The 18,705-nt window shown below is 60.2% G+C and carries 19 protein-coding genes; 7 read left to right on the plus strand and 12 right to left on the minus strand.

Annotation, left to right across the window (positions count from 1 at the left end; translation table 11 throughout):
* Window positions 1-69: 69 nt before the first annotated feature.
* Complete coding sequence (locus FZ934_RS10410) at window positions 70-570, minus strand: GNAT family N-acetyltransferase (protein ID WP_113363140.1); 501 nt, start codon at window positions 568-570, stop codon at window positions 70-72.
* A 270-nt stretch (window positions 571-840) separates the two neighbouring features.
* Here FZ934_RS10410 and FZ934_RS10415 point away from each other — a divergent pair, with 270 nt between their 5' ends.
* Window positions 841-1,827, plus strand: coding sequence for a glutathione S-transferase family protein (locus FZ934_RS10415; protein WP_153271009.1), 987 nt, complete (start codon window positions 841-843; stop codon window positions 1,825-1,827).
* A gap of 17 nt (window positions 1,828-1,844) precedes the next feature.
* On the opposite strand, the gene FZ934_RS10420 is transcribed toward FZ934_RS10415, so the two are convergent.
* Window positions 1,845-2,282, minus strand: coding sequence for an NUDIX domain-containing protein (locus FZ934_RS10420; RefSeq protein ID WP_153272418.1), 438 nt, complete (start codon window positions 2,280-2,282; stop codon window positions 1,845-1,847).
* Window positions 2,283-2,392: 110 nt separating this feature from the next.
* Between FZ934_RS10420 and FZ934_RS10425 the strand changes: the two genes are divergently transcribed.
* The 4 genes from FZ934_RS10425 (at window position 2,393) to FZ934_RS10440 (ending at window position 5,517) form a co-directional block, all read left to right on the plus strand.
* The gene (locus tag FZ934_RS10425; protein ID WP_432443579.1) at window positions 2,393-3,301 is read left to right on the plus strand and encodes a metallophosphoesterase family protein; all 909 of its coding nucleotides are present in this window, start codon (window positions 2,393-2,395) and stop codon (window positions 3,299-3,301) included.
* A 158-nt stretch (window positions 3,302-3,459) separates the two neighbouring features.
* Window positions 3,460-4,011 carry a tetratricopeptide repeat protein gene (locus tag FZ934_RS10430; protein WP_246737887.1) on the plus strand — a complete coding sequence of 184 codons (552 nt, stop codon included), beginning with the start codon at window positions 3,460-3,462 and terminating at the stop codon, window positions 4,009-4,011.
* Between the two features lie 162 nt (window positions 4,012-4,173).
* Window positions 4,174-4,677, plus strand: a complete 504-nt coding sequence (locus tag FZ934_RS10435) for an RNA polymerase sigma factor (protein ID WP_153271011.1) — start codon at window positions 4,174-4,176, stop codon at window positions 4,675-4,677.
* A gap of 3 nt (window positions 4,678-4,680) precedes the next feature.
* A complete protein-coding gene (locus tag FZ934_RS10440) occupies window positions 4,681-5,517 on the plus strand; it encodes an anti-sigma factor family protein (RefSeq protein ID WP_153271012.1) in 837 nt (278 codons plus the stop codon).
* 70 nt (window positions 5,518-5,587) lie between these two features.
* Here the strand turns inward: FZ934_RS10440 and leuA are convergent, their stop codons facing one another.
* Window positions 5,588-7,303 (minus strand): 2-isopropylmalate synthase, encoded by a 1,716-nt coding sequence (gene leuA, locus FZ934_RS10445; RefSeq protein WP_153271013.1) that lies wholly within the window; start codon window positions 7,301-7,303, stop codon window positions 5,588-5,590.
* A gap of 58 nt (window positions 7,304-7,361) precedes the next feature.
* On the opposite strand from leuA, the gene FZ934_RS27790 reads away from it, so the two are divergent.
* Complete coding sequence (locus FZ934_RS27790; RefSeq protein ID WP_194273699.1) at window positions 7,362-7,664, plus strand: hypothetical protein; 303 nt, start codon at window positions 7,362-7,364, stop codon at window positions 7,662-7,664.
* Here the strand turns inward: FZ934_RS27790 and FZ934_RS10450 are convergent.
* Together FZ934_RS10450 and FZ934_RS10455 are read right to left on the minus strand one after the other, a co-directional pair.
* Entirely contained in the window at window positions 7,635-8,819 is a 1,185-nt protein-coding gene (locus FZ934_RS10450) for a benzoate/H(+) symporter BenE family transporter (RefSeq protein WP_153271014.1), read from the minus strand. The two genes, FZ934_RS27790 and FZ934_RS10450, sit on opposite strands and share 30 nt — an antisense overlap.
* A gap of 162 nt (window positions 8,820-8,981) precedes the next feature.
* A complete protein-coding gene (locus tag FZ934_RS10455) occupies window positions 8,982-9,566 on the minus strand; it encodes an ATP-dependent Clp protease proteolytic subunit (RefSeq protein ID WP_037184235.1) in 585 nt (194 codons plus the stop codon).
* Window positions 9,567-9,777: 211 nt separating this feature from the next.
* On the opposite strand from FZ934_RS10455, the gene FZ934_RS10460 reads away from it, so the two are divergent.
* Window positions 9,778-10,572: a DUF2076 domain-containing protein gene (locus FZ934_RS10460; protein WP_153271015.1), complete on the plus strand. Its 795-nt coding sequence runs from the start codon at window positions 9,778-9,780 to the stop codon at window positions 10,570-10,572.
* A 114-nt stretch (window positions 10,573-10,686) separates the two neighbouring features.
* Here FZ934_RS10460 and queF read toward each other — a convergent pair whose 3' ends face one another.
* From queF to FZ934_RS10495, 7 genes are all read right to left on the minus strand, one after another.
* Window positions 10,687-11,151, minus strand: coding sequence for a preQ(1) synthase (gene queF / locus FZ934_RS10465; RefSeq protein ID WP_112432626.1), 465 nt, complete (start codon window positions 11,149-11,151; stop codon window positions 10,687-10,689).
* Window positions 11,152-12,066, minus strand: a complete 915-nt coding sequence (gene emfA, locus FZ934_RS10470; RefSeq protein ID WP_153271016.1) for a CDF family cation efflux transporter EmfA — start codon at window positions 12,064-12,066, stop codon at window positions 11,152-11,154.
* A 224-nt stretch (window positions 12,067-12,290) separates the two neighbouring features.
* Window positions 12,291-13,010 carry a DUF2161 domain-containing phosphodiesterase gene (locus tag FZ934_RS10475; protein WP_246737780.1) on the minus strand — a complete coding sequence of 240 codons (720 nt, stop codon included), beginning with the start codon at window positions 13,008-13,010 and terminating at the stop codon, window positions 12,291-12,293.
* A 10-nt stretch (window positions 13,011-13,020) separates the two neighbouring features.
* A complete protein-coding gene (locus FZ934_RS10480) occupies window positions 13,021-13,272 on the minus strand; it encodes a hypothetical protein (RefSeq protein ID WP_153271017.1) in 252 nt (83 codons plus the stop codon).
* 95 nt (window positions 13,273-13,367) lie between these two features.
* Complete coding sequence (locus FZ934_RS10485; RefSeq protein ID WP_246737781.1) at window positions 13,368-13,778, minus strand: hypothetical protein; 411 nt, start codon at window positions 13,776-13,778, stop codon at window positions 13,368-13,370.
* 255 nt (window positions 13,779-14,033) lie between these two features.
* Complete coding sequence (locus FZ934_RS10490) at window positions 14,034-16,223, minus strand: anthranilate synthase (protein WP_153271018.1); 2,190 nt, start codon at window positions 16,221-16,223, stop codon at window positions 14,034-14,036.
* A gap of 261 nt (window positions 16,224-16,484) precedes the next feature.
* Entirely contained in the window at window positions 16,485-18,602 is a 2,118-nt protein-coding gene (locus FZ934_RS10495) for a TonB-dependent receptor domain-containing protein (protein WP_153271019.1), read from the minus strand.
* Between the last annotated feature and the right edge of the window lie 103 nt (window positions 18,603-18,705).

Genomic DNA, 18,705 nt, shown 5'->3' on the forward strand with positions numbered 1-18,705 from the left:
CGCGGCCGATCCTCCCTGTCGCTCCCGAAGCCCGCGACAACCGTACATAAGCGCTCTAGCGCAAGCGTGCTATGCGCGCCAGCCGATATTTCCCTTGAGACGTGCATGAACATCGTCGGCAAGCGGCACGACAAGCACGCGCGCCGGGTCGACAGGACCAGGAAACGTCAGTGCGTTATAGGCAACCTTCTCAAAGCCGAGCGGGCCGTAATAGGGCGGATCTCCGACTAGGATGACGGCTTCCGAACCCTTGCGCCGGGCAGCTTCCACCGCGATCCGGACCAGCTCGCGACCGATACCACGGCTCTTGTGCGAGGGACGGACGGCCAGCGGCCCCAGCAGATGTCCTTGCACCCCACCGGCGACGACAGGCGTCATTCGCACCGAGGCGATCGTCTCGCCGTCGTCAGCGCAGATGAAGGAGAGGGCCAGATCATGAGGCCCCTGCTCGCGAATCCGCGCGGCGGCACGTGTATGCCGACCGGGACCAAATGCTTCTTCGTTGATGTGTTCAATGGCGGCGTCGTGCGACGCGTCCTCAGTGAGGTAGACCAGATCGTGCTTGTGCATGATGAGACAGAAACCGGATAGACGAATAAAGAGGATCTCGAACACGCCCTTAGGCGTTCGGGAGCATCAGCGTCGTCGCAGGTTTCGTGGTGCAAACATCAATCGGTTCCAAAAATGTGAAATGGCCGATAGCAGGAAAAAATTCGCTCGTCCAATGGAAAAACGCGGAACACCCGCGCGCCGTGACGCACTGTTCAATTTTTACCGCCCTGCAAAAGATCCGCATCTGCGATATCTAGTTGCTCAACAGAAGATTGAAGGATTAAGCCGATGGGCAAGCTGGTCGATGGAGTATGGCAGGACGTCTGGTACGACACCAAGGAGACGAAAGGGCATTTCAAGCGCGCGGCTTCCCAGTTTCGCAATTGGATAACCCCGGACGGCAGTGCGGGTCCGTCCGGCGAAGCGGGCTTCAAGGCAGAGGCAGGCCGCTATCATCTCTATGTATCACTCGCCTGTCCCTGGGCGCACCGGACCCTCATCTTCCGCAAGCTGAAGAAGCTGGAAGATTTCATATCGGTCTCTGTCGTCGACCCGCTGATGCTGGAGAACGGCTGGGAGTTCAAGGTCGGAGACGGCGCGACAGGCGATAGCCTCTTCGGCGCCAGGACGCTCTGGGAGATCTACGTGAAAGCCGATCCGCACTACTCCGGTCGTGTGACCGTGCCGGTTTTGTGGGACAAGCAGAAAGGCACGATCGTCAACAACGAGTCCGCCGAAATCATCCGCATGTTCAACAGCGCCTTCGATCATCTGACCGGCTCGACCGTGGATTTCTATCCGAACGATCTGCGCTCTGCGATCGATGATCTGAACGCAACCGTCTACGACACGGTCAACAACGGCGTCTATAAGGCAGGCTTTGCAACGACGCAGGATGCGTATGCCGAAAGTGTCGCGACGCTCTTTCAGACGCTCGACATGCTGGAAGATCGCCTGGGCAAAGGCAGGTACCTGTTCGGCGACCGCCTGACGGAAGCGGATTGGCGCCTGTTCACGACGCTCGTGCGCTTCGACCCCGTCTATGTCGGCCACTTCAAGTGCAACATCCGCCGGATCGACGACTATCCGAACCTGTCGGGATACCTGCGCGACCTCTACCAGACATCAGGCGTGAAGGAGACGGTGGACTTCCGTCACATCAAGGACCACTACTACCGCAGCCACAAGACGATCAATCCGACCGGAATCGTGCCTGTTGGACCGGCGCTCGATCTCGATCGCCCGCATGGCCGCAGCGCGAAGGCCGCGGCCTGAGGCTACCAAACAGCGAACTACCAGATATGAGCGGGCTCGTGCTCGCTCGTCAGCTCGGCGATCCGGCGATGGGTCGCCGATGTCGTTCCGGCAGGAAGGTTGTCGAGTTGAAAGAAACCGCATTCGACGATCTCGCGATCCGGCGGGCGCGGCGCGGTCTGCTCGACCGTCGCGCGATAAAAGAGGATATGGTCGCGCCGGCTGGATGACGTGTTGAAATAGACGTGGAACAGCTCCGGCCGGCCGACGATCCGCAGGTTCCCCTCCTCCCGCAGCTCCTTGACCAGCGCCTCCTGTGCGACTTCGTTGCGCTCCACCCCGCCGCCCGGCATGTGCCAGCCGGGGACGTAGCTATGGCGAACAAGGAAGATACGCCCCTGCGCATCGAAGCACGCAGCCCTGACCCCGACGGTCATTCCGCGCGTCATCGCGAAATAGACATGGACAAAGCGCATCAACAATCGTGATTGCCACTGGCGGATCTCTTTCACGCGACTTCCAATTCTATCAATCCGTTCAAGCAGATGTGTTTGAATTGCGATCATCCTGGGCTATGTGTGCACACATGTTCAAGCTTGCACACATATCGGATGTCCACCTCGGCCCCCTGCCTCGGCTGTCCATTCGCGAACTCTTTTCCAAACGCATTACCGGCTTTGTGAACTGGCATCGGAACCGGCGCAAGCATCTTTTCGGCGGTACGCTGGATGTTTTGCTGGACGATATCAGGGCTAGGGAGGTCGATCATCTCGCGGTGACCGGCGATCTCGTGAACCTCGCAAGCGGCATCGAGATACGCGCGGCCGCCAGCTGGCTGCAGGAACTCGGCGACCCCCGGGACAATTCCGTCGTGCCCGGCAACCATGATGCCTATGTCCCCGGCGCCTACGAAAAATCGATGCGTGCCTGGTACGACTACGTGCGCGGCGATCTTGCGCCCGACGAATGGCAGGAAGATCGCCATATCTTCCCCTATCTCAGAATCCGCGGAAAGGTCGCGATCGTCGGCTGCTCCACTGCAGTCGCGACACCGCCCTTTGCCGCCAGCGGCTTCTTCGGAAGCCGGCAGGCGCGTGATACGGTCAACATGCTGCGCGCCGCCGGCGAGGCCGGCCTGTTTCGCGTCGTGATGATCCATCATCCGCCGATCCGTGGCGCAACGTCCTTTCACAAGCGAATGATCGGCATACGTCGCTTCGCTGCGGTGATCTCGACCGGTGGGGCGGAACTCGTCCTGCACGGCCACACCCACCTCAACACATTGCACTGGCTGCGCGGACAGACCGGCCCAGTTCCGGTCGTCGGCATCGCGTCGGCCTCCCAGGGACCTGGGGGCATCAAACCGGCCGCTGCATACAACCTCTTCAGCATCGACGGCTCGCCGGGTGCCTGGAAACTCAAGGCCGAGCGCTTCAGCCTTAACGTGACCGGAGACGATGTTCAGCAGGAAAGCGTCGTCGTTCTCGATACTTAGGCGAGTTGGCGGAATCAGTTTCGCCGCAAGCTGAATCATTTTGTGAAGATGGCGGCGGCCGCATCAGCGCCGGCGCACTTCCCCCTTGGTATTTCTCAATCTCGGCGTACAATTCTCAAATCGACGCAGTTTTCCAAGGGAGTCTCAGCATGCATTCAATGCCTCGCCGGTTCCGCGGTCTCCTTCTCGCAGGCTGCATCACTGTCGCGTTTTCCGCCCCGGCATTTGCCGCCGGAGAAGAGAGCGACGAGACGAAACCGCCGCCGAAAACCGAAACGACAACGAAGTGCGCGGACGGCAAGATCTGGGACAAGAAGCGCAAGGAATGCGTCACCCCCAAGAAGAGCAGCTTCAACGACGACGACCTCTACAAGGCAGCGCGCGAGTTTGCCTATGCGGGCCAATACCAGAACGCCATCAACGTCCTGACGCTTGCATCTGACCAGAATGACCCTCGCATCCTCAACTATCTAGGTTACGCCAATCGCAAGGCCGGCCGGATGGAGCTTGGAATGTCGTATTACCGCAAGGCATTGCAGGCCGATGCCAATTATATTCTGGCGCGGTCATACATGGGACAAGCTTTGATGGAACAGGGAGACGTACAGGGAGCGCGCGTCCAGCTGGTCGAGATCCGTGATCGCGGCGGCGAGAACAGCTGGGCATACCGCTCGCTTCTTCAGTCACTGAACGGCTACCGCACCTACTGACCGGACCTGCGGGCTGAATGAAGAAATGCCTTAAGAACCCGTGAGATAAGGCGCCATGTGCTTGCGAAGCATAGGCGAGTTGTTTCATAAAGGACACAGAGACCGGAAAAGCGATTTCATGCCGGGCGACAATCAGGCGCCCGCGCATCTTTTGGAAAGACTATGCGTCAACCCGCGACGACAATCGATATCAGGCGTGACCTTGTAGGGTTGCTTCCCAGGCTGCGCCGGTTTGCGATAGCGATTGCCGGTGATGCAGCATGGGCCGATGAGCTCGTCCAGGGCGCCTGTCAACGCGCGGTCGCGCGCAGCAACCAGTGGAATGGCGAAGGCCGGCTGGAAAGCTGGGTTTACGGGCTGCTGCGCCAGCAGTGGACCGAGGAAAATCGCCGCCGCAGGCCGCATTCAGCGTCACGATCGAATGTCACGGATATCCGTCAGGCACGCGAACGGACATCAGCGCTCGATCCTGACGCTATTCATCGAATGATTGCCGAAATGCCCGAGGGCATTTGCAGCGCCTTTCTGCTGGTCGTGGTCGAGGGCCACACCTACCAGCAGGCGGCCGACATCATGGGCGTCACCGCCGCAATCATCGTTTCGCAATTGGCCCTCGCCAAACTGCACTTCGCCAGCTTGGCCGACGAACACCCGCACAGGTACTGAGTTTTGCTCGATTTCAAGAAACTGCCGCTCGACGCTCAATTGACCGCCCTCCTCGACGGGGAGACGACGCCGGAGCAGAAGCAAGAGCTGGAAGAACGCCTCGCAGCCGATGAGGGCGCCAGAAGACTCTACGACAAGATGCGCAACGGCGCTGACTTCGGCCGGCATAGACTGGACGACGTCCTGAAGGAGCCGGTTCCACTGGCGCTGGTCCGTTCCATCAAGAGCGTGCAGCCACCCAAGGCACCGCTGGCGCCGCGTTCGGCTCGCCCCTCGCTGAAGCTTGCGCCGACGGGCCGGCAGTCGCTGGCTGCCGCGATCATTCTTTTAATTGCCGGCTGCGCTATTGGCTACTTCGCGGCAAACAGCCGCAACAACACATCCACGCAGCAGGTCACCGAAACACCCGGCGCGGGAAGCGAATGGCTGACGGACGTGGTCGCCTATCAGAGGCTGATCTCGCGCCAGCCTCGCCACCTCGTCGAAGTTCCGGCATTTCAGGCCGAAGAAATCTCGAGCTGGCTGACGTCGACGGTTGGCGTTGCGTTCCGCATTCCCGATCTCGTCGCCAGCGGCTGGACCTTCCAGGGCGCACGCGTTGTGTTGGGAGACGGCCGCCCTGTTGGTCAGCTCATCTACACGAGTTCCGACGGCGATATCGCGACGATCTGTTTCCGCAAGGACTCCCAGCCTGACGACACCGAGGATTTTCGGGAAACGATCCATGACGAGATCGGTCTGGTGACGTGGCACAATGCTGGAACGTCCTACGTTCTGGTCGGCCCGTCCTCGGAGGCCTCGCTCAGTCAGCTCGCCATGCAGATCGCCACGGCCCTCTGATTCTGGAGCCTTTCGAAAGCTCTAGCAGGCAGGCACCGCTGCGGCGCCTGCCTTATCTACGTCCTTACGCTCAGGCCTTTCCGGCCTTCACCTCGAGCACGCGGTTGGCCGCAGAGACGATCGCCTCCAGCGAGGCACCGACGATGTTGGTGCTGATTCCCGCGCCAAAGAGCTTGCCACCGGGATAGGACGTCTCGACATAGGAGATGGCCGAGGCGTTAGAGCCGTGCTGCAGCGAGTGCTCGGAATAATCCTGCACCGCCATCTCGACCCCGAGATAATCCGAGAGCGCATTGATGAAGCCGTCGATGGGACCGTTACCGCGGCCTTCGATCGTCTTCGTCACGCCATTGTCGGTGATCTCGGCGGAAACCACGCGAATGCCCTTGTGCTCCGGATCGGCGAAGGTCTGGTGATCGACGAACTTGATGCGGCTCTTCGGCTGCGTCACGTAGCGCTCGATGAAGTGCTCGTAAATCCGCTTTGACGGCAGTTCCTTGCCCTCTTCGTCGGTGATCCGCTGGATTTCCTCGCGATACTCCACCTGCAGGTTGCGCGGCAGGTTCAGGCCGTAATCCTGCTGCAGGATATAGGCGATACCGCCCTTGCCTGACTGCGAGTTGATGCGGATGATCGCCTCGTAAGAGCGACCGACATCCTGCGGGTCGATCGGCAGGTAAGGCACTTCCCAGACCGGATGGTTGGCGACCTTGATCGCCTTCATGCCCTTGTTGATGGCGTCCTGATGCGAACCGGAGAAAGCCGTATAGACCAGTTCACCGACGTAAGGATGGCGCTCGCCGATCGGCATCTGGTTCGAATATTCGAACACTTCCTTCATGCGCACGATGTCGGAGCAGTCGATCTCGGGATCGACGCCCTGCGTGAACATGTTCAGCGCCATGGTGACGACATCGACATTGCCGGTGCGCTCGCCGTTGCCGAACAGCGTGCCTTCGACGCGGTCCGCTCCGGCCAACAGCGCCAGTTCGGCGGCGGCGATGCCGGTGCCGCGGTCGTTATGCGGATGCAGCGAAATGATCAGGTTCTCGCGATTGTCGAGATTGCGGCACATCCACTCGATCTGGTCGGCATAGACGTTCGGCGTCGCCATCTCGACCGTCGACGGCAGGTTGATGATCAGCTTGTTGTCAGGCGTCGGCTTCATCACCTCGATGACGGCGTTGCAGATGTCCAATGCCACGTCGAGCTCGGTGCCGGTAAAGCTTTCCGGAGAGTATTCGAAGCGGTAGCCGCCGCCTGCCTTCGCCGCCATGTCGGAGATCATCTTCGCCGCATCGACGGCGATCTGCTTGATGCCCTGGACGTCCTTGGCGAACACCACGCGACGCTGCAGCTCGCTGGTCGAGTTGTAGAAGTGAACGATCGGACGGTTTGCGCCTTCCAGCGCCTCGAACGTGCGCGTGATCAATTCAGGGCGGCACTGCACCAGTACCTGCAGCGAGACATCGTCAGGCACATTGCCCTGCTCGACGCACCACCGCGCGAAATCGAAGTCGGTCTGTGACGCGGACGGGAAACCGATCTCGATTTCCTTGAAACCCATGTCGAGCAGCAGCTGGAACATGCGGGCCTTGCGGTCGTGGCCCATCGGGTCGACCAGCGCCTGATTGCCATCGCGCAGATCAACCGAACACCAGATCGGCGCCTTGGTCAGCGTCTTGGTCGGCCATGTACGGTCGGGAATGTTGACCTGCGGATAGGCGCGATACTTGATCGCCGCCTCGGGCATGCCTTTGTTTTGGGAGCGGGTGTTCGTGTCCATGTCTTCTCTTCCTCTTCCCGTCATCTGGCCAGCCGCGTCATAGCGTATCGGGTCTGGCTTGGCGATGACGAATCCGGTGCTGATGCATCCGGTTGATCAGTTTTCGGGATTGGTCACGAGGAGCGATGGCCTGGGCGGGCTTTCGGCCGCCGGGCGCTCCTCAACGGACCCGGCAACCGCGCGTAAGGCCGAGGAGAAGAAGCGAGGTCAGGGCGCGCGTATTGTCGCGCAGGGCGATGCGCCCGCGTGCAATCTGCTCAGAAATCATGATGCCCGTGTTCTTCATGGCAGCGTGTATAACCGGGGTACAAAAAACTGGCAATCCCTCCGTCTATTTTTTCGCCGCTTGCACAAAACGTGACAGCGCCAGCATCAATCCGCCGGCAAGCAATCCCCAGAAGGCTCCGGAGATACCAGCGAAGGAAACGCCCGATGCCGTCACCAGGAAGGTGATGGCCGCAGCCTCCCGCGACTCCGGCGCCTGGAAGGCGGCCATTGCCGAACCCGAGAAGGCACCGACCAGCGCAAGGCCAGCCACCGCCTGGATCAGGATCGGCGGAGCGAGAGCGACGAAAGTGGTCACGGCCCCTGCGAGCAGCCCGAGGATGACATAGGAGATCCCCGAAACGAGAACGGCCCAGTAGCGCCGCGCCGGATCAGGGTGCGCATCCTGGCCGGCGCACATCGCCGCGGTGATGGCCGCGAGATTAACCGCATGGCCGCCGAACGGTGCCGCGAGGATCGAAAACAGGCCAGTCACCGAGAATAGCGGGCCGGGCTTCGGCTCGAAGCCGTTCACCTTCAGGACCGCGATGCCGGGAATGTTCTGCGACGCCATCGTCACGATAAACAACGGCAGGGCGATGGAAACGAAAGCCGGCAGGTTGAAGACAGGCATCACGAACTCGACCGGTGGCCGCAGCGCCTGCTCGAGCGACCCGAGCGCTCCATCGGGTATATCGACGCCGAAGGCAACGACCAGCACGAAAGCCGCAAGGGCTGCCGGCACCGCCCAGAGACGCTTGAACGCGCCGACGAAGATCCACGCCAGCACGATCGGGAGGCCAAGCAGAGGATTGAACCCAATCGCCCTGACGGGCGCAAAGCACAAACCGATCAGCACGCCGGCAAGCATCGCGTTGGCAAGCGGCGCAGGGATTGCCGCAACCGCGCGACCAAGCGGCTTGAACAGGCCGGCAATGACGATCAGCAGCGCACAGATGAGAAACGCCCCGACCGCAGCATTGAACCCACCCTCGACGACACCGGTACTGGCAAGCAAAGCGCCGCCCGGCGTCGACCAGGCAATGCTGATCGGCAGCCGCGTCGCGGTGCTGAGCACGATCGCGCAAAGCCCCAGCGCGATCGACAATGCCATGAGGCCCGACGCCGCCTGCGCATCCGTCGCGCCGACGCTTTGCAGGCCGTGGAGGACGACCGCAAAGGAGCTGGCAAACCCCACGAAGGTGGTGAGGATGCCCATGAAGAGGGCCTGGATGGAAAAGTCTTTGAGCATGGCAAGACTCGGGCGAGCGGAAAGTCCGCATGGAAGCCGGATCAAGCGGACTTGCGCAAGTGCAAATCCATGCCAAATCGCCCTGCTATGGGTAGGTCACCACAAACAAAAAGCGCCCTCGCCCGCCATCCGGCAAGCAAGGGCGCTTCTCATAGCACAAAATCAGATGTCGGACTGCGACGTCACGATGCGCGAAACGAGGCCATAAGCCTTCGCTTCTTCAGCCGACAGCCAGTAATCGCGGTCGGTGTCGGCAGCGATCTTCTCGTAGGGCTGGCCTGTAGCCGCCGACATGATCTTGTTCAGGCGCTCGTTCATCTTGATGATCTCGCGAGCCTGGATCTCGATGTCGGATGCCATACCGCGCGTGCCGCCGGAGGGTTGGTGCAGCAGGAAGCGCGTGTTCGGCAGGCAAAGGCGCTGCTCCTTCGGAGCCGCGACATAGATCAGCGCGCCGGCCGATGCGACCCAGCCCGTTCCGATCATCCAGACCTTCGGCTTGATGAACTTGATCATGTCATGGATCGAATCGCCGGACTCGACATGGCCGCCGGGCGAATTGACGTAGATGCGAATGTCGTCGTCGCTGGCCGCGGCAAGCGCCACGAGCTGCGAGCAGACCTTCTGCGCCAGTTCCTGATTGATCGGTCCATAGATGAAGATGGAACGCGACTTGAAAAGGTTCGCCTCCGTTTCCTTGCCGAGCGGCAGTTCCTTCGTCTTGTCGTCCTGGTCTTCGTCGTTCATTCGAACCTCTCTCACGTGAATTCGGGTTCCCCGCACATAGTGCGACTCAATGCGTAAAACAATGCGAGAAAAAGACAAGCCACGGAACGGGTGAACATATGGTTAGGCCGCCTACGACTTACGGAAATGTAACTTGGCGCGGCTTTGAAAAGTCGAAATCCATTCCTACGTCCTTCTTAGCGAAAGATCGCAAGAAACAAGGAGACTGGCCATGTCACCCGAAGAACGCCAACTGCTGACGGCTCTTTTCGAGCGTGTCCGCACCGCATCGGCAACGCCGCGTGACCATGACGCCGAAGCGCTGGTCGATCAGGGCACGCGCGAGCAGCCCTATGCCGCATATTACCTCGCGCAGGCCGTGATCGTGCAGGAAAAAGGGCTCGAGGCGGCAGCCAACCACATCAAGCAGCTGGAAGAGCGCATTCGCCTGCTCGAAGCCGACCAGAGCGATTACCACAAGGCTGAACAGGGCGGCGGCTTCCTGAGCTCGATCTTCGGCAGCAGCCAGACCCCGCAGCAGCCATCCACACCTCAGTCCTCTTCAGGCCCCTGGGGAAGCGCGCCGCGCCAGCAAATCCAGCAGGATCGGGGTTTTGACGCGCCTCGCGCCATGCCGCAGCAGCCAAGCGGCCCGTGGAACACCCAGGCAGCAGCTCCCTCGGCCGGCGGCAGCTTTCTGCAAGGGGCTCTCGGCACGGCCGCCGGCGTCGCGGGCGGCATGTTGCTCGCCAATTCGCTGAGCGGAATCTTTGGAAATCACATGTCGTCGCTCGGCTTGGGCTCGCCGCTTGCAGGCAACAACCCCTTCGGAAACGCACCCACCGAGGAAACCGTCATCAACAACTATTTCAGCAACGATGGCGACAAGCAGCAGGCAGCGGACAACACTCAGGATAACAACGACGACAATAACGACGCCGGGGTGCAGCAGGCTGATTACGATCCAAGCGATGACGACAATGACATGCCCGACTTCGACAACAGCGACGACAGCTTCAACGCCTGAGTTCCAAGCGGAAACTTGAAACGCCGGACATAGGCCCGGCGTTCAGGAGAGAGATCCTCATCGACTGTGACGCGGTCAAACGCGACCCTCATGTCACTCCGGCCTTACCGGACTTCAGCCACGACCGCGATAGGTTGCAACGCCCTGATCCGGCAGCCACACACCTTCCGGCGGCTTGCCGGTCTGCCAGAAGACATCGATCGGAATGCCGCCGCGCGGATACCAGTAGGCACCGATCCGCAGCCACTTCGGATCGAGCAGTTCGACCAGGCGCTTGGCGATGTAGATCGAGCAATCCTCATGGAAAGCGCCGTGATTGCGGAAGGAATGCAGAAAGAGCTTCAGCGCCTTCGATTCCACCAGCCATTCGTTCGGGATGTAGTCGATGACGATGTGCGCGAAATCGGGCTGCCCGGTCATCGGGCAGAGCGACGTGAACTCAGGCGCGGTGAACCGCACGACATAATCGGTGCCGGCGTGATTGGACGGGACCTTCTCCAGCACCGCCTCCTCGGGCGAGGTCGGCGCTTCGGTCTGCTTTCCCAGCATGGACAGGCTGGAAACGTCGGTATTGGGCATTCAAGCCTCCTTGATGACTTTGACGCGGATGCCGTGGGCCTTTTCACCCTCCGGCTCGACGTGAATGGCGATGCTGGAGCCCGGATGCACGGAGCGAATGGCATCTTCAAGGCGATCGCAGATATCGTGCGCCTGCCTTACAGACATCGCAGCCGGTACGACAAGATGGAAATCGACAAAGGTGACCGCGCCCGCCCGGCGCGTCTTCAGGTCGTGCACCCCGATCGAGCCTGCCGCATGGGTCGCGATCGCCTGCTTGATCGCCTCTTCTTCATCCGGCTCGACCGCCTGGTCCATCAGGCCGCCGATCGAATGAGAGATCACTTTCCAACCCTGATAAAGAATGTTCAGCGCAACCAGAATGGCGAGCAGCGGGTCGAAGATCGCATAGCCGGTGGCAAGCGTCAGCAACAGGCCGATCAGGACGCCAACCGACGTGATGACATCGGACATGATGTGCTGACCATCCGCCGTAAGCGCCGCCGAGCGATACTTGCGCCCTGTCGTGATCAGCAGTCGCGCCCAGATAGCGTTGATGACGCCGGCGACGAAGTTGATCGCCAGACCGAGGACCGGCGCATCGAGCATGCGGGGATCGGCGAGATGGCCGATCGCCTCGTTGACGATCAGAAGCGCCGCCACAACGATCAGGACACCCTCGGTCACCGCCGAAAGATATTCGGCCTTGTGGTGGCCAAACGGATGGTCGTGATCCGCGGGCTTTTGCGCATAGCGGATCACGAAGAAGGCGATGAAGGCTGCGACGACGTTGACCGTCGACTCCAGCCCGTCCGAAAGCAGCGCGACCGAGCCGGTCACCCACCATGCCACCATCTTCAGGCCCATGACGCCGAGCGACATCGGGATCCCCCAAAGCGCCAGCCGCCGAACCGTGAGATTGCCCTTTTCGTCCATTTTCATCCCCTGCGCAGATATCGGTGCGGATGCGAATGAATTGCAGAAACCAGCCCATTCAAACGCAAAACCGCCCGCGCGAAAATCGCGCAGGCGGCCAATGGGGCTCATATGTGTGATAGCGCATATTTTGTCAAACCGGACTCGGAAGAATCTGGAAAGACCACGTGTTTTTGCGGCCAGGCTGCCGTCGCATCCATGCGGCGGGCGGACCCGGGCAAGACTTACGATGACTTTTCGCAGAGGCCGTCGGAATCGGGCAGCGCAGGACTTGTGATCTCGCCGGTCGTGCCAATCGATTGCGGCCAGCGCAACAGCGCCGCCTCGCCCGCCGCCGTCAGGGCATAGATACCCTTGTCCTGCCGCTCGAACCAGCCATAGACATTGCCGCGCAGGATCGTGCCGGCATCGGACGCCAGCGCCTTCATGTCTCGCGGTCGTACCAGCCCCTGCTGCAGTGCCGCGGCACAGAGCAGCGCCCGCTGGCGATAGGCAGTCATCACAGGCGCGCGCGTGCTGCCGCCGATCGCGGGGTCCCCCCGCCGACGCTGATGCTCCCTGACAAGACGTGACCGGCGTTTCGGATTGGTGCGCGGCATCGGCGAGACAGAGCTGACGATGACGCTGACCTCGCCGGTATCGGAAACGCCGAGCATCCCGATCCCAAGCCGCCGGCAAAGATCGCGGTAACGCTTGTCGGCCTCGCGTCCACGTCCCTTTGCGGATACGCGGGCAGCAATCCAGACCTCGTCGCTTATCGCGGCCCGATCGACTGCCTGCAGGATAAGCTCGAGGTTGAAGCTGAGCTTCAGTTCGCACACGACCACAACGGGCGTTTCCCCCTCACTGAGGCCAACGAGATCGCAGCCGCCGATCTCTCCTTTGACCTCATAGCCAGCAGCCTCCAGAAATGCTTTGACCGGCAGATAGAGCGAGGTTTCCATCCGGACTTGGCTACGCCGGATTGATGTCGGCGATCTCGCCGTGTTGGGCCAGCAGGCGCGGAGACGACATGTCGCCCGTTTCCTCGTCAACCATCACAGCATAAGCCGCGACACCGACGAAGCGCGCGGCCATCGCGGTTGCGATCTTCTCGGCGCTGATGGCGTTGGACGCCTGCCGCATCTCGGCAGGCACGAGATTGCCACGGTTCTTGCGGTACGGCAGGACGATAAACTTCTCAGCAGCCACAACAATATCCCTCACTTCATGTTCCGGAAATGTTCTGATTTGCTGCCAGAAGTCAACCGACGTCTGCAGTACCGCTCTTTACTGCTCGCCGCGGCGACCAGTTCGCTGCTTCAATCCTGGAAGATATAGGATGCACACATCTCGTCGGAACCGCGAGGAGGTCGGTTGCCCGTGAACACTGCGACGGCGGAAAGCCCCTCGCCCGCGGTCCACGACGCCACATAGGTGACATCGCCAGCGCCGCACAACGCATTGCCGTTGAGAAGCACCGGATCATCGGGCTCCTCGACGCGATAGACCGATGCCGGGACACGCCTGCCGTCGACAGTAAAGTGATCGGCCACAAGATCGGAAAAGGCCAGGCTTTCGCCATTGGCGAACGTGATACCGAAATCGTCGAAGGAGATATCGCCCGTGACGCTCTCAGCCGTATTGCTGTAGGCCGTATAGTCATCGCCATAGGCTGCAAGCGACCATGTCACGGAGACAACCAGAGCCAAGCCAAGCACCTTGAGTTTCAACGCTTCTCACTCCTCATCAACCGCCCGATCCTGAACGTGCAAGACGTTGGCGCTGCCATTCCCCCGCAAGTCTCGGCAGCCTTGCTCGCTCGGGCGATCCATTGTCAATGGAGAGGCGCAGCATAAGCCGCGCCAACCCAAAAATGGTCTGGCGTTTGCGCTGAGATGGCGAACACCGCGCAAGCGAAGATAGACCCCGGACTGGGCGGTCGCCGCGCTGAACGAGGCAGAGCCTGCCTCGCCCGGCGCGTAGCCTCAAGCCGCCTTGGTGCTCACCTTGCGCGCAAGATGCGCAACGACGTTCTCGATCATCCGCATGCCGGCGTCGCCGCCGAGCGTCATGATCGATTCCGGATGGAACTGCACCGCAGCGATCGGCTCCTTCTCGTGCTCGATGCCCATGATCGTGCCGTCCTCGCTCTCAGCCGTGATGATGAAATCACGCGGCAGCGTCGATGGATCGGCAAAGATCGAGTGATAGCGCCCGACCGTCACTTCCTTGCCGAGCCCCGAAAACACGATACCGGGCTCCAGAACACGAATGCGCGACGGCTTGCCGTGCATCGGCAGCGCCAGATGCCGGAGCTCGCCGCCATAGGCTTCCGCCAGCGCCTGCAGGCCCAGGCAGACGCCGAAGATCGGCAGATTGCGCGCCCGCGCCTTCTTGATCGTCGCCTTGCAATCGAAGTCCTTCGGATTGCCCGGTCCCGGCGAGAGCACGACGAGATCCGGATCCAGCCGGTCAAAGATTTCTTCCGGCACCGGCGTGCGCACGGTCGAAACCGTCGCGCCCGTCTGGCGGAAATAATTGGCGAGCGTGTGAACGAAGCTGTCTTCGTGGTCGACGAGCAGGATCTTGACGCCCTTGCCGACAGCAGCGACGTCGCGGCTGACCTTGCCGGAATTGCCGGCCTTGGCATCGCGGATGGCGGAAAGCATGGCGGAGGCCTTCAGTTCAGTTTCGGCTTCTTCTTCCTCGGGGATAGAGTCGTTAAGCAAAGTCGCCCCTGCCCGCACTTCAGCGATCCCGTCCTTAATGCGCACGGTGCGCAGCGTCAGCCCGGTGTTCATGTCGCCATTGAAGCCGACCATGCCGATCGCGCCGCCATACCAGGCACGCGGGCTCTTCTCATGGCTTTCGATGAAGCGCATGGCCCAGAGCTTCGGCGCGCCGGTGACCGTCACAGCCCAGGCGTGAGAAAGGAAGCCGTCGAACGCATCCATATCGTCGCGCAGGCGACCTTCGATGTGGTCGACCGTATGGATCAGACGGGAATACATCTCGATCTGCCGGCGGCCGATGACCTTGACCGAACCCGGCTCGCAGACGCGCGACTTGTCGTTGCGGTCGACATCCGAGCACATCGTCAGTTCGGATTCGTCCTTCTTGGAGTTCAAAAGCTTCAGGATCTGCTCGCTGTCTGCGATCGGATCGTCGCCGCGCTTGATCGTGCCCGAGATCGGGCAGGTCTCGATGCGGCGACCGGAAACACGCACGAACATCTCAGGCGAGGCACCGACCAGATATTCCTGATTGCCGAGGTTGATGAAGAACGAATAGGGCGACGGATTGATCGCCTTCAGGCGCTTCGAAATATCGGACGGCTTGCTGTCGCAGCGCTCCATGAACTTCTGCCCGGGCACCACCTCGAACAGATCGCCCTTGCGGAAGCTCTCCTTGGCCTTGACCACCAGCTCGGAATATTCGCCGGGGCGGTGATCGCTCTTCGGCGGAATGGTATCGGTTCGCTGGAACGGCTCGGCCGGAATGTCGCCGGCCTTGCCCTCGGTCGAAAGCCCGCCCTTCTCGAAATCGTAGCGATCGATCCAGGCCTTGGCGGAATAGTTGTCGACGACGAGGATCTCGTCCGGCAGGTAGAGCACCATGTCACGCTGGTCAGTCGGGCGCACGAGCTTCAGGTTGATCGCATCGAACTGGAAGGCAAGGTCGTAGCCGAAGGCGCCGTAAAGGCCGAGGCTGGCATCCGCCTGCGAATAGAAGAGATCGGTGACCGCGCGCAGCACCGTGAAGACCGTCGGGATCTTCGAACGTTCCTCTTCGGTAAAGGCGCGCTCCGGTGTCTTTACGGTTAGATCAAGCCGCCGCGCCGTCGACGCGCCGAGTTCGAGATCGGAGATGGTCTTCAGCCGTTCGGTGACAAAACCGAGGATGACCTCGCCGCGCTCGTTATAGGCTTCGATCCAGACCTGGCGACCGTTGCAGGAAATGCCGAGCGGCGGATCGACGACAGCCGTATCCCAGCGCGTGTAACGGCCCGGATATTCGTAGTTCGACGAAAACACCGCGCCACGGCGCTCATCGAGCTTGTCGATATAGGACGAGACGGCATCGGCATAAGGGATAGCCCTGCGCTGCCGGGTGACTGTGATGCCGCCCTTCGTCTCGTAGATTTCCGCTCCGTCATCCCTGATGATCGTTACCACTGTTCCACTCCGTTATCGGGGCCCGGACGACAGGCAGCCTTAAAACAAAAAAAGCCGCCTGGGTTTTTCCGGGCGGCTCATCGTCGTCTTTGGACACGATTGGTCGAGGCCGCCTCAGCGAGCCCACCACCAAACTGCAATGTTCAAGGACATGTTCATGGGCGAAATTGTTAGCGTGAGATGAGGATGAGCGCAAGAGGCCAATCCGCAAACGAAAAAGGCCGGCGCGGGGCCGGCCTTTTGTTGTTTCGAATTAGGCGCTTAGAATCTCGCCCGCGCGGTCACCATGAAGGTGCGGCCACGGCCAGTATCAATCGCGGTGCTCTGAATTGTGCTGGAAGCCGGCGTGTAGGTCTTGTCGAACATGTTCGTGACGCTGGCCGTCAACTCGAGACCGTTCTCCCATTTGTAGTTGGCGAAAACGTCAGCAATGGCGTAGCCGGGCATATACCGGTCACGACCGAAGTTGGTCGCATTGACCTGTCCGATATCTGCTTTGCCGGCAGCATACAAGCGCGTTCCAACAGTCAGTCGATGATCTTCGAGGAAGCGCGCCCCGAGCGTCATCGAGAATATATCGTCCGGCAGATAGCTCTGCATACCAAAGCCATTCGTCTGGGGCGGAAGGTTTGTGTCGCTATGTGTGTAAGCCAGTTCGCCGAACGCAAAGCCAGTGTCGTAGCCAGCTTGAATTTCAATGCCCTTGACGGTCGAAGTGCCGGGATTGTTGATGAAGTAGCTGGCAAAGGACGGGGTAAAGGCTCCCGTTATGTAATTGTCGATGTCGGTGTAGAAATAGTTCGCCTTGAAACGCAGGCTGTCGTCGGCATTCAGCAGTCCGTCAACTTTCACGTTGGCGCCAACTTCCCAACCCTTGGAGGTTTCAGGCTCAAGGAATGGGTTCGGGAAGAAGCGCATCGTACCGCCGGGATGCGCACCACCCACGAACGTTTCGTTGATCGTCGGTGCCCGCTGCGTTTCGGCATAAGTTACGTACGGCTGAAACCAATCGGTCGGATTAAGCGCAAATGTCACGCTTGGATTCAGGCGACCGTCGGATTTGTCCACACTGTAAGGGCCGACCGCCATCCCAAGCGGGTTGGCTGCAGTTACGGAGCCCGAACCATTCAGCGTAAAGTGGTCGTAGCGCAAGCCAAGTGTCAAATCAGCGATGCCGTAAGAGAATTTCGTCGTATTGAAGACACCGAGATTGGAGCTTTTACCGCTGCCGTTAACGCCACCCGCCGGCTGTGCCGTGCTGTTGAAGACGTCGTAGTCGTCGTGGAAGTACTCAACACCGTAATTAGATGAAACTGCAACGTCGCCCAGATCGAAATTTGACGTGTTGGACACATCGAAGCCGATCCCATCGTCAGTGATCCGACGACCTGCAGCGCTGCCGCCGCCCGTCGCCAGCGTCTTGTACTTCATTTCGGTCTGATTGTAATAGAAGTCGGCCTTGAAATCGATCAAGTCATTGTCGCCAGGCTTATATTCGTAGCTGGCGCTGAACGTCTTGTTCTTCAGGTTCTGGAAGTAGGAGTTTGCCAGGAAGTCGTTATCATAGCTAATCGCGCCGAACTTGATCGTGTTCTCGGCATCGGGTGTGATCTCAGCCTTCAGCATACCGGATAGCAGGTCCTGCTCCGTGTAAGGTACGGTGATCCCGTCGCCATTCTGGAAATTACCCGGATCGCTTTTGCTGATGCCACCGAGAACGGCGAAGACGTCATTGAAGCGGTAGGCGCCGATTGCAGATTCAGACCAACCGGTACGATTGGTACCGAAGGTCGTGGAAACGATGCCGCCGTAGCTGTTCCCTTCCTGAATCAAGTCATCGATATCGTAGGTCTTGAAATTGACAGTTCCGGCAAGCGCACCACCGCCGATTCCGTTCACGGCACCACGCGTGATGTCGATACCAGCCAGAAACGCCGGGTCGATATACGCGAGCCCCTGAGCCTCGTGGCCCGTGAAACGAAAGTTCTGGCGAACACCGTCGATCGACATGTTGACACGCCCCGAGCCTTCAAAGCCACGGATGTTCACAGCGATACCCGGATTTTGAGGGTTATTGGCGGTAGAGGTGCCTGGCACGTTGCGCAAAAGATCGTCCGGCCCTTGGCCTGCCTGGAGATCGATTTCATCGGCAGTTACAGTGCTAGAAGGGCCAGCTTTATCGTACGGGTCATCTGCCGCCCTACGGCTTCCCTTCACTACGATCGGAGACAGGAACGTATCCTCGTCCTTCTTGGCCTGCTCGTCGGTCACAGCCGGCTTGGAGGAAGCAGCATCCTGTGCGAATGCAGCGTTATAAGGCATAAAAATAGCAATTGCGGTGCAAGCAAGAAGAACCGAGCGCGAATGCCGGACAACCATGAAATCAACCCCTGAGAATGATGATTTTACCGGGCTGGCTGGTCTTCACGCAGGAGCGCTTTGAGGGGCTGGCTAGGTATTTTTGACGAAGATTTTCGCCTTC

The organism is Rhizobium grahamii, assembly GCF_009498215.1.
GTDB lineage: Bacteria > Pseudomonadota > Alphaproteobacteria > Rhizobiales > Rhizobiaceae > Rhizobium > Rhizobium grahamii_A.

Coding starts and splice junctions, on each gene's coding strand:
- queF (WP_112432626.1), bottom strand. CDS start 11,151: ATGCCCAATACCGACGTTTCCAGCCTGTCCATGCTGGGAAAGCAGACC.
- FZ934_RS10415 (WP_153271009.1), top strand. CDS start 841: ATGGGCAAGCTGGTCGATGGAGTATGGCAGGACGTCTGGTACGACACC.
- FZ934_RS10420 (WP_153272418.1), bottom strand. CDS start 2,282: ATGCGCTTTGTCCATGTCTATTTCGCGATGACGCGCGGAATGACCGTC.
- FZ934_RS10460 (WP_153271015.1), top strand. CDS start 9,778: ATGTCACCCGAAGAACGCCAACTGCTGACGGCTCTTTTCGAGCGTGTC.
- emfA (WP_153271016.1), bottom strand. CDS start 12,066: ATGGACGAAAAGGGCAATCTCACGGTTCGGCGGCTGGCGCTTTGGGGG.
- FZ934_RS10430 (WP_246737887.1), top strand. CDS start 3,460: ATGCCTCGCCGGTTCCGCGGTCTCCTTCTCGCAGGCTGCATCACTGTC.
- FZ934_RS10475 (WP_246737780.1), bottom strand. CDS start 13,010: ATGGAAACCTCGCTCTATCTGCCGGTCAAAGCATTTCTGGAGGCTGCT.
- FZ934_RS10455 (WP_037184235.1), bottom strand. CDS start 9,566: ATGAACGACGAAGACCAGGACGACAAGACGAAGGAACTGCCGCTCGGC.
- FZ934_RS10425 (WP_432443579.1), top strand. CDS start 2,393: ATGTTCAAGCTTGCACACATATCGGATGTCCACCTCGGCCCCCTGCCT.
- FZ934_RS10435 (WP_153271011.1), top strand. CDS start 4,174: ATGCGTCAACCCGCGACGACAATCGATATCAGGCGTGACCTTGTAGGG.
- leuA (WP_153271013.1), bottom strand. CDS start 7,303: ATGGACACGAACACCCGCTCCCAAAACAAAGGCATGCCCGAGGCGGCG.
- FZ934_RS10410 (WP_113363140.1), bottom strand. CDS start 570: ATGCACAAGCACGATCTGGTCTACCTCACTGAGGACGCGTCGCACGAC.
- FZ934_RS10450 (WP_153271014.1), bottom strand. CDS start 8,819: ATGCTCAAAGACTTTTCCATCCAGGCCCTCTTCATGGGCATCCTCACC.
- FZ934_RS10495 (WP_153271019.1), bottom strand. CDS start 18,602: ATGGTTGTCCGGCATTCGCGCTCGGTTCTTCTTGCTTGCACCGCAATT.